6 protein-coding genes are annotated in these 10,045 nt (G+C 68.7%); 4 read left to right on the forward strand and 2 right to left on the reverse strand.

Annotation, left to right across the window (positions count from 1 at the left end):
- Positions 1-163: 163 nt before the first annotated feature.
- Positions 164-1,057: a carbohydrate kinase family protein gene (locus Amac_RS45900; protein WP_155360740.1), complete on the reverse strand. Its 894-nt coding sequence runs from the start codon at positions 1,055-1,057 to the stop codon at positions 164-166.
- 204 nt (positions 1,058-1,261) lie between these two features.
- Here Amac_RS45900 and Amac_RS45905 point away from each other — a divergent pair, with 204 nt between their 5' ends.
- The 4 genes from Amac_RS45905 to Amac_RS45920 all read left to right on the forward strand — a co-directional run bounded on the left by Amac_RS45905 (position 1,262) and on the right by Amac_RS45920 (position 6,360).
- Positions 1,262-3,661: a bifunctional acetate--CoA ligase family protein/GNAT family N-acetyltransferase gene (locus tag Amac_RS45905; RefSeq protein WP_155360741.1), complete on the forward strand. Its 2,400-nt coding sequence runs from the start codon at positions 1,262-1,264 to the stop codon at positions 3,659-3,661.
- Positions 3,662-3,818: 157 nt separating this feature from the next.
- Entirely contained in the window at positions 3,819-4,403 is a 585-nt protein-coding gene (locus Amac_RS45910) for a DUF5998 family protein (protein WP_155360742.1), read from the forward strand.
- 2 nt (positions 4,404-4,405) lie between these two features.
- The gene (locus tag Amac_RS45915; RefSeq protein ID WP_155360743.1) at positions 4,406-5,521 is read left to right on the forward strand and encodes an alkaline phosphatase family protein; all 1,116 of its coding nucleotides are present in this window, start codon (positions 4,406-4,408) and stop codon (positions 5,519-5,521) included.
- Between the two features lie 29 nt (positions 5,522-5,550).
- A complete protein-coding gene (locus tag Amac_RS45920; protein ID WP_155360744.1) occupies positions 5,551-6,360 on the forward strand; it encodes a sulfurtransferase in 810 nt (269 codons plus the stop codon).
- A 1,089-nt stretch (positions 6,361-7,449) separates the two neighbouring features.
- Here the strand turns inward: Amac_RS45920 and Amac_RS45930 are convergent.
- Positions 7,450-9,894, reverse strand: coding sequence for a CHAT domain-containing protein (locus tag Amac_RS45930; protein ID WP_155360746.1), 2,445 nt, complete (start codon positions 9,892-9,894; stop codon positions 7,450-7,452).
- Positions 9,895-10,045 lie beyond the last annotated feature (151 nt).

Genomic DNA, 10,045 nt, shown 5'->3' on the forward strand with positions numbered 1-10,045 from the left:
AAAGGGTTGGGTGGGTGGGACAACCACGCGGATCAAGCTGCCACTTCATTCGGGCAACCACGGCGCCGGCGGGGTCGGGCGGAGCCCGAAGAGAAACAAACGGGCTGGGTGGGTGGGAGTTCCACGGCGATCGACAGGCGAGGAGATCGCCTGCCGAATCACCTTAGAGGCGGGGCCGGGCGCCCAGGTTAGCGATGCACTTGGCGGCCAGGGCGTTGCCTGCCGCCAGGGCGTCGGACGGGGGCTTGCCGTTCAGCCAGCTCGGCAGGAAGCCGGCCGCGAAGGCGTCGCCCGCGCCGGTGCCGTCCACCACGCGGTCGACGGTCTCGGCGGGCACCCGGACCGGCTCGGAGCGGCTGTTGGTGTACCAGAGCGCGCCCTCTTTGTTGAGCTTGACCACGACCTGGGGGAACCACGCGGTGAGCACCTTGGCCGCCGCGTCCGGCTCCTCGCGGCCGGTCAGCACCTTGGCCTGGTCGGCGTTGGCGAACAGCAGCTTGACCCCGTGCGTCCACTCCAGGAACGGCTCGGCCCCGGTGCGCTCCACCGGCGCGGACGAGGCGCAGTCCACCGAGATCGACATGCCGGCCCTGCGGGCCAGGTCGAGCGCGGCCAGACCGGCGTCCCTGGAGCCCTCGCAGATCAGCGTGTAGCCCGACATGTGCAGGTGGCCACCCTGGGTGAACAGGTCACGCGGCAGGTCCTCGGGCGACAGCGCCGCGTTCGCGCCCGGGTCGGACAACATCGTGCGCTCGCCCTTGTGCGTCACCAGCACGACACAGGTGCCGGTGGGACGTTCCGGGTCCATCACGAGGCGGGCGTCCACCCCGTAGCCCATCAGCTCCATGTCCCGGTTACGACCCGTGATGTCGGCGCCCCGGCGGCCGATGAAGGCCACTTCGGAACCTTCCACGGCGAGCCAGGAGGCGATGTTCGCGCCGGAGCCACCCCCGTGCATGGTGACGATTGCCGGGGTGTCACTGGCGCGGGCGAGAGGGAACCTGGCGCGGGCGACCGCGTCGGTCATGAGATCGCCCACCACGACGACCCGGGTCATGATGTCACCACCTTGCCAACTGCTGAGGGAGGTGAGCCTGCCGCACCATTGGGGGGTCGGCGTCCTCTCCGTGCGATATGAGGCTGACGCCGAGAAACTTAACAGCTTCCGGTGACGCCGTGGGGGGTAGAGCGGACACTCGGGCACAGTCGATGCACAAGCGTTGCCCAACCATCCCAAGCCGGGCGTCGATACGCTCGACCTGTGGAACCACCGTACCCGGCGCACTGGGAGGCGGACGTCGTCCTCTCCGATGGCGGCACCGCTCACCTGCGGCCGATCCATCCCGGCGACGCCGGACTCCTCCGTGATTTTTACTCCCGTTTGTCCGATCAAACGATCTACTTTCGGTTTTTCGGCCCTCGGCCGCGATTGTCCGATCGGGAGATCGCCTGGTTCACCAACGTGGACCACAACGACCGGGTGGCGCTGATCGCCACCATCGGCACGGAGATGGTGGCCGTCGTCCGCTACGACCGGGTGCAGCCCCCCGACCACGCCGAGGTGGCCTTCCTCGTCGAGGACGCCCACCAGGGCCGGGGCGTCGCCGCCGTCCTGATGGAACACCTGCGCGCGGCCGCGCGCGAGCGCGGGATCCGTACCTTCATCGCCGACGTGCTGCCCGCCAACCACCGGATGAACATGCTGTTCCGCCAGGCCGGATACACCGCGCGCAGCACCTTCGCCGACGGCGTCGTACGGCTCACGCTCGACCTGGCCACCACCGAGACCGCGGTCGAGGTCACCTCGGCCCGCGAGCACCGCGCCGAGGCCCGCTCGATCCAGCGTCTGCTCACCCCGGAGTCGGTGGCCGTCATCGGCGCCAGCAGGGAACCCGGCGGCATCGGCCAGACCGTGCTGCGCAACCTGCTGGCCGCCGACTTCACCGGCCCGGTCTACCCCGTGCACCGCGAGGTCCGGGCCGTGGCCGGGGTGCGCGCCTACCGCAGCGTCTCCGCCATCGACGGCGACGTGGACCTCGCCATCGTCGCCGTCCCGGCCGAAAGCGTGCTCGGCGTGGTCGAGGAATGCGCCCGCAAGGGAGTCAAAGGCCTGGTCGTGCTATCCAGCGGCTTCGGCGAGACCGGCGAGGAGGGCGCCACAAGACAGCAGGAACTGGTCCGCATCTCCCGCCTGTACGGCATGCGCGTCGTCGGCCCCAACTGCCTCGGCATCGCCAACACCGCCCCCGGCATCCGCCTCAACGCCACCCTGGCGGCCACTCTGCCCGGCCGTGGCCGGGTGGGCTTCTTCAGCCAGTCGGGCGCCCTCGGGACCGCCCTGCTGCAGCGGGTGGCGCAGCGCGGCATGGGCATCTCCACGTTCGTCTCCGCCGGGAACCGGGCCGACGTGTCCGGCAACGACCTGCTCCAGTACTGGGAGGAGGATCCGGCGACCGAGGTGATCCTGCTCTACCTGGAATCGCTCGGGAATCCGCGCAAGTTCGCCCGGCTGGCGCGGCGCATCTCGCGTACCAAGCCGATCGTGGTGGTCAAGTCGCAGCGGGTGCCGAGCGGGCACGCGGCGTCGGCGCTCGGCCTGCCGGACACCGTGGTGAGCTCGCTGTTCGCCCAGGCCGGGGTGATCAGGGTGGACGATCTGACCCAGCTGTTCGACGTGGCGCAGCTGCTGGCCTACCAGCCGCTGCCGGAAGGGCCGCGGGTGGGCATCGTGAGCAACTCCGACGCGCTGGCGCTGCTGGCCGCCGACGCCTGCCTGGCCGCGGGTCTCGAACCTGGCACTCCGGTCAATCTGGGCGCACGCGCGGGGGCCGAGGAGTTCGGGAAGGCGCTCGCGGGCGTGCTGCCGGGGGTGGACGCCGCAGTCGCGATCTACATGCCGCCCATTCCCGGGCGGGCCGACCTGGTGGCCGCCGAGCTGATCAAGGTGGCTCAGGAGTCCGGGAAGCCGGTGCTGGCCACTTTCCAGGGCGAGTGGGGGCTTCCCGCCGAGCTTCGCGTGCCGGGGGAGGGCCCGGAGCGTGGCTCGATCCCGTCCTATTCGGCGCCGGAGGAGGCCGTTCGCGCGCTCGCGCATGTGGTCAGGCATGCCCGGTGGCGTACCGCACCGGCTGGCACGATTCCGGAAATATCGTTAGATCGGGCGGAAGCGCGGCGCGTCATCGGCGCCGCGCCCGCCGACACCGAGATCGACGCCACCGCCCTGCTCGCCTGCTACGGGATCGAGGTCGCGACCGAGCCCCCGCCGGGACCCGCGGTGCCGACCATGGTCGGGGTGGTCCAGGACCGCGACTTCGGGGCGGTCGTGTCGTTCGGGCTCGCCGATGTGGCGGCCCGGCTGCTGGGCGATCACGCGTACCGGCTCGCGCCGCTGACCGGTGCGGACGCGGCCGGCCTGGTCCGCGCCGTGCGCACCGCGCCGCTCCTGTTCGGCGAGTACGGCTACCCGCCCGTGGCCGTACCGGCCCTGGAGGATCTGCTGGTCCGGGTGGGGCTGCTGGCGGACGCGCTGCCCGAGGTGGCCCGCCTCGATCTCGACCAGGTCCTGGTGGGGGAGGGCGGCGTCACGGTGCTGGGCGCCCGCGCGGTGATCCGCCCGGTGGTCGGTCCCCGCCCTGACGGCGGACCCCGCCGCCTCGGCTAGTACGCCTCTAGCGATAACCCCGGCGGGGTAACGGGAAACGAAAGTGAAGGGAAAGGCCCGATACCCATTCCAAATACTGCTAAATCCGTATATCTGGGCTGGCGAGAAGGTGGCTTCGCATGTGAAAACCGCGCCCATGACAAGGCAGGATGGACCCATGAGGGATACCCGAGTCTCGGCTGCCGATCTGCGCGAGGCCATCGACCGCAGCGGCTACTACCCCGACCTGGTCGCCGACGCCGTCGACTCCGCCGTAGGGAAAGAGCAGGTAACGGCGTTCGTCGTGCACCACGAGGCCACGTTCGATCCGGCCATGGAGGTGCGCAGGCACGTCACCGTGCTGGTGCTGTCGCCGTCCCGGCTGCTGGTCTGCCACACCGACGAGCATCCGCCGGCCGAGGGCAACCCCACCTCGCACGCCTCCACCACGACCGAGGCCGTCCGGCTGAGCCGGATCCAGTCGGTCGCGCTCACCCGGGTGGTCCCCGACCCCGCCTCCTACGTGCCCGGCGTGCCGCCCAGCGAGGTCACCCTGACCATCGGCTGGGGCGCGATCTCGCACGTCGATCTCGAACCGGCCACCTGCGGCGACGAGAACTGCGACGCCGACCACGGCTACACCGGCGCGGTCACCGCCGACGACCTGCAACTGCGGGTCAGCGAGGCCGCCGACGGGCCCGAGGCGGTCACCCACGTCCTCGCCTTCGCCCGGGCTCTGTCCGAAGCCACCGCCCGGAGCTGACCGTGGCCGGGCCCCACCTTCCCGCGTACGGCGCCGCCTCGCTGAGCGATTTTCCCGGCTCCCTGCTCGCCACCTTCGGGGGCGACGGCGACAACACGCTCGGGCTGGAGCCCGCCTCCCGGGTGTGCCTGTTCCTGGTGGACGGGATGGGGGCCGAACTCCTGCGCGCCCATCCCGGGACAGCGCCGTTCCTGTCCGGCGCGCTGGGCCGTACGATCACGGCCGGGTTCCCGTCCTCCACCCCCACCAGCCTGGCCACCCTCGGCACCGGCGGCACCCCCGGCGAGCACGGCATGATCGGCATCCAGATGGCGGTCCCCGGCGAGGGCCGTCTCTTCAACTGCCTGCGCTGGACCGCCCCCGGGCTCCCCATCGACCCCGAGGTCTGGCAGCCCGCCACCACCGTCTACCAGCGCCTCACCGCCCTGGACGTCGACGCCGTCTACGTCGCCACCGCCGCCTTCGACGGCTCCGGCCTCAACCGCGCCGTCTACCGCGGCGTCCACCACCTGCACGCCGAGTCCATCGACGAGCGCATCGAGGGGGTACGGCACGCGCTCCAAGCCCCCCGCACGTTCGTGACCGTCTATTACGGCGATCTCGACGCCGCCGGGCACCGGTCGGGCTGGGGTTCACCCGCCTGGCTCGAGCAGCTCGCCATCGTCGACCGCATGGCCGAACGCCTCGCCGAGACCCTGCCGCCGGGGGCGGTCATGTACGTGACCGCCGACCATGGCATGGTCAACGCCACCGACAAGGTCGACGTCGACCAGCATCCCGAACTCATGGAAGGCGTCTCCCTGCTTGGAGGCGAACCCCGGGCCCGGCACCTCTACACGCTCGCGGGCGCCGCCTCGGCGGTCGAAGCCACCTGGCGCGAGATGCTCGACGGGCGGGCGTGGGTCGTGTCCCGGGAGGAAGCGGTGGATTCCGGGTGGTTCGGGGGGAGCGTGCGGCGGGAGTGGCTGCCGCGGATCGGGGATGTCGTAGCCGTGCCGTACGGTGGCTGCGTGGTCATCCCGGCGGAGACCGAGAAGTTGGAATGGGCATTCACGGGGTACCACGGGTCGTTGACAGTGGAGGAACTGAACGTTCCGCTGCTGGAGATCCATCGGTGAAGTTCGTCTGATCTGCCTGGGGGTGCACGATGGGGCCGTTGATCGCCGCTGAGAGTCTGGCCGACGAGCGGGTCACTCTGCTCGATGTGCGCTGGCGGCTGGGTGGTCCGCCGGGGATCGAGGCCTATCGCGAAGGGCACATTCCCGGCGCTGTCTTCTGCGACCTGGAGCGGGATCTGGCCGCGCCGCCCGGGTCCGGTGGGCGCCATCCGCTCCCGTCCGCCGAGGACTTCCAGGCCGCCATGCGCCGCCTTGGGGTGTCGGGCTCCCGGCCCGTCGTGGTCTACGACGAGGCCGAATCCCTGTCCGCCGCGCGAGCCTGGTGGACGTTGCGATATTTCGGGCATCCCAGCGTTCGCGTGCTCGACGGCGGGCTCCGCGCCTGGACCCGGGCCGGCCTGCCGGTCACCAAGGACGTGCCGGACATTCCCATCGGCGACTTCACCGCCACCCCCGGCGGAATGCCCACCCTGGACGCCGATCAGGCCGCCGACCTCGCCATCACCGGCGTCCTCCTCGACGCCCGCGCCCCCGAACGCTACCGAGGCGAAACCGAACCCATCGACCCTGTCGCCGGCCACATCCCCGGCGCCGTCAACGCCCCCACCACCCAGAACATCGAACCCGCCGGCCTCTTCCACACCCCCGACTTCCTCCGCGAACGCTTCAACACCCTAGGCGCCACCCCCGGCATCCCCATCGGCACCTACTGCGGCTCCGGCGTGACCGCCGCCCACCAACTCCTGGCCCTGGAAATAGCCAACCTCCCCGCCGCCCTCTACGTCGGCTCCTGGTCCCACTGGATCACCGACCCCACCCGCCCCATCGCCACGGGTTGACCTCCCGTTCAAGCGCGCGCTTTGGACGATCGTTGGGGTGCGCCGGGTGGAAAAGCATCAAGGATCTTTAGCGGTGGAGGCGATTGCGGATGAGCACCCACTTCCAGTGAGCGGAGCATGATCGTCACCATTCACCTCGGCGATCAAGAGCACCCAACAGAATGCCGCTGGCGTTCTTGGCGCCGATGTGGCGAGATGTGTTACCAGCGTGAATGGCGCCGGATAACGGCGAGCGAGCCGGGTCATCGCGCTCAGCAGCGCCACGTCGTGGCGACGGCGTCGTTCTGTTGTAGGGCTTGGCTTTGGTGAGGGAGTGGATGGGGCGAATATCAAGATCGTGAACTATCGGAGGTTCGTGTTGACGAGTCGGCGAAGGCAACGCGCGCTTGGGCGTCCTGCTGAAGGCGGGAATGTCCCCCTGGATGCCGAAGGTGTTCACTCTTGAATCTGCTTCACCGCTTGGCACCTGATCTAGAGATCGGGGCCCCGGCATGCGATGATCGCGGCTGTGACATTTACCAGAAAGGGCCATGCCGCGTAGGCGCCCTTCCGAGGTTCGCGCACGAGGATCTGTGTGCGTAACCCACAGAGCTTCGATCCATCAGGTTCCAGGTCTTGGCCGTCGGCCCATGGCCGCGGTGATCAGGCTGGAACATACCCGGATGCGGCCAGGCGAAGTGGCGGCGGCCTTGCTCGCTTGGGCGCAGGCGGTCGTTCCTGGCACCGCTGACCGGATCGCGCCTACCTGCATGTGCCCAGAGTGCTCCGGAGAAACAGCACGCCAGCGACTCGAAGAGGCACTTATCGCACTGCCGCGGTGGGCTAAACCGTACCTCTATGGTCTGGTTCTCCCTGTCGACAGACGGTTTCTCACCCGGACGTCGCCGAATCCGCACGCTTCACCCGAGTGGCCATGGTGGCGGCAACGGTGCTGATATCAGTACGAGCAGTTGGAGATCACCGCCAGCCGGTGCCTCAACGCAAGCGATCCTGGCAGAAAATGGATCCCGGTCGCCCAAGCCTGCTCGCTCTACTCGTCGAGCGGCTTCTGGGTGCTCATAGCTTGGTCGCTGGACCTTGGTGATCGGGTTAGTTTCCCGAGCCGAAGCATGCGAATCCTGGGACGTTGGTCTCGTGTGTTGCTTTTGCCAGTGCTTCGGCGGGTGGGTGACCGCTTGCGAGGAGTTCGTGGAAGCGGTCCATCAGGATTAGGGCTTCCTCGTCCCTGACTGGTACGACTCCGGCGATGACGCAGCGGGTGCCGCGTTCTAGAAATGCGCCTGCCAGGCCCCAGGCGACGCCGTCCATGGGGGCGTGTGCCATTCCGGCTTCGCATGCTGAGAGCACGACCACTGGTGGCATGCGGTTGGCGCGAAGGAGTTCGTAGGCCATCAGAGGGCCGTCATCAAGGGTGATGTTCGAGAGCATCGGGCTGCGGGGTGAGAACATGCCGTGGGCCGCGATGTGGAGGACTCCGGCCGATTCCAGTGCCTCGATCACTGATTTCTTGGCGGCTGGGATGGCTGTGGCGTTCTTGTGGGTCTTGACCACTCTTTGGACTTCGTCTTGGGCGTATTCCAGTTCGGGTCCGGCGACCGCGATAACGAGGGTGTCCGATTTGTGTGCGGCTGGAAGTCCGCCCGCGTGTGAATGGATGGAGACTGGTCGTCCGCGGAGGGAGGGGAGCAGCGGCCACGGGAGGGTGTGGAGCGAGCCCGTGGGCACGATGGTGATTGGTCCTGGGTTCAGGCGGAGAGAGCGAATCAGCAAGGCGTCGAGTGCTGCCAACTCCGCTTCGGGTATCGATTCCGTGCCGGGTCCGGTGCCGCGTCCGATGCCGGGTCCGGTTTCGAGTTCAGTGCTGGTTTCGGTGTCGCGTCCGGTGCTGTATTCAGCGCCGGGTTCAGTGCCGCCGGGTTCAGTTCCGGGTTCGGTGCCATGTCCGTTGCCATGTCCGGTGCTGGGTTCGGTGTCGCGTAGATTGCGTCGTCGGAGCTGGTAGCGGATCCGGATCGTTGCTTCGGTTATGTCCGAATATGAGCCGATCTTGTGTAATTCGCAATTGTCATGTTGGGCGACGACTGCGAATAGGTCATCTTCGTGTCGGACGAATTCCACGAGGCGGGTCGGTCCGATGGGTGGAGCGTCGCCGGTGAAGTCGCCGCGTACCACCGCACGCCATCGTTCCGCCCAGGCGAGGACGCCCTGGCCGGTTCCGCGTGAGAGAGCGAGTTCGAGACCGAAGGACGCCAGCTGCTCGGCGCCTCGAATCGCATGTGCGCGGATCTCGGCCGCGCCCATGATCATGGGGTGATCGATGCCCTGAGCCGACGTGGGGGAGATCGTTTCCAGGAAGGTGGCGATGCCTGCCTCCACTGACGCCATGGCGGCGGTGTCGTCGCCGTTCAGGTGGTGGAGGACGGCTTGCGCGTGGTGGCGGACGATCGGGCGGGTGCGGGGGGTCAGGAGCCGGGACAGCTGGGTCGTGGCCGCTGCTCGATCCTTCAGGTGCTTGGCGGTGCGTCCGGCTTGTAGGCGGAGGGAGTCGGCTTGAGTCAGCCAGCCTGTGGTGGCCAACTCGTCGGAGCATGCGTACAAGTCGGTGAGCAGATCCGCGGAGACGAGGTGCGGAGGGTCGGACTGTGCCAGTCGTGCCCGCAGGATGATTTCGGTAGCCAGAGGAGCCCAGCGGGCGCGGCCTTGGGTGAGTAGTTCGGTGTGGGCTGTCTGCGCGGTTTGTTGCGCTTGGTAGGGGTCGCCGGTGAGTAGTTCCACTTGAGCGAGGAGGAGGCGGGCGTCGCTCAACGCCACCTGGGCATTGGAAGCCGCCAATACCGGGACGGCCTGTTCCAGGAGGGCGCGTGCTTCGTTCGGGAGCCGTGCCTCGACGAGGGCTTGGGCGAAGTCGACGCGCATGGCCGCTAGGCGCTCCGGGTAGCCGACCAGGGAATGTTCGGCGGCCTGGTAGCTCGCGAAAGCGGCGGGAATGTCGCCTCGGCGGGCGGCGGCGAAAGGCAGGTTGCCTTCGGCGAGCATGGCCAGATGGGTGAATCCTGAGCTCCTGGCGATTTCGGCGGAACGCGTGAAGTCGGCGGCCGCTTCGCCGAATCGTTCAAGGAAGACATAGGCGAGACCCCGGCTGAGGAGTCCGCCCGCATGACAACGTGGGTCATCGCCGAGAGCCGGAAAAGCCGTCGTACACCGCTCAACAGCCTCCATATGCCGGCCGAGCAGGACCAGCGGCACCGCCCGCTGGACATCCAGCCGATGCCGATCGAGCCTGTCCAGATCTGCTTCGACCTTGTCGGCAAGAGCGAGCGCCCCTTCGGGATCCCCCAGTAGCGCACGAAACGGAACCTGCGACATCGCCGCTTGCGCCGCCCGCACCGGCACATCGACAGCCCGGCGAACCGCCCGCGTAAGCAGCTCATCCGCCAACCCCAAATCACCAAGCTCCCACGCGGCCAACGCCATTCCCCGCAACGCGATCGACGCCGCCTCCGCATCCCCCACCCGCTCACTCTCCCGCAGCACCCCCTCCGCCTCTTCCCGCGCCCACCGAGGATCCCGCCCCGCCAACTCAACCGCCCTAATCGCCCGCCCCACCAACCCCCTCCCGCCGACGCTCTTCCCAACCTCCTGATAGCGGATGTGAGGGTTGCGCCCAGTCGCTTCCTCCCACACG

Source organism: Acrocarpospora macrocephala (assembly GCF_009687865.1).
Taxonomy (GTDB): Bacteria; Actinomycetota; Actinomycetes; order Streptosporangiales; family Streptosporangiaceae; genus Acrocarpospora; species Acrocarpospora macrocephala.

Coding starts and splice junctions, on each gene's coding strand:
- Amac_RS45900 (WP_155360740.1), bottom strand. CDS start 1,057: ATGACCCGGGTCGTCGTGGTGGGCGATCTCATGACCGACGCGGTCGCC.
- Amac_RS45910 (WP_155360742.1), top strand. CDS start 3,819: ATGAGGGATACCCGAGTCTCGGCTGCCGATCTGCGCGAGGCCATCGAC.
- Amac_RS45920 (WP_155360744.1), top strand. CDS start 5,551: ATGGGGCCGTTGATCGCCGCTGAGAGTCTGGCCGACGAGCGGGTCACT.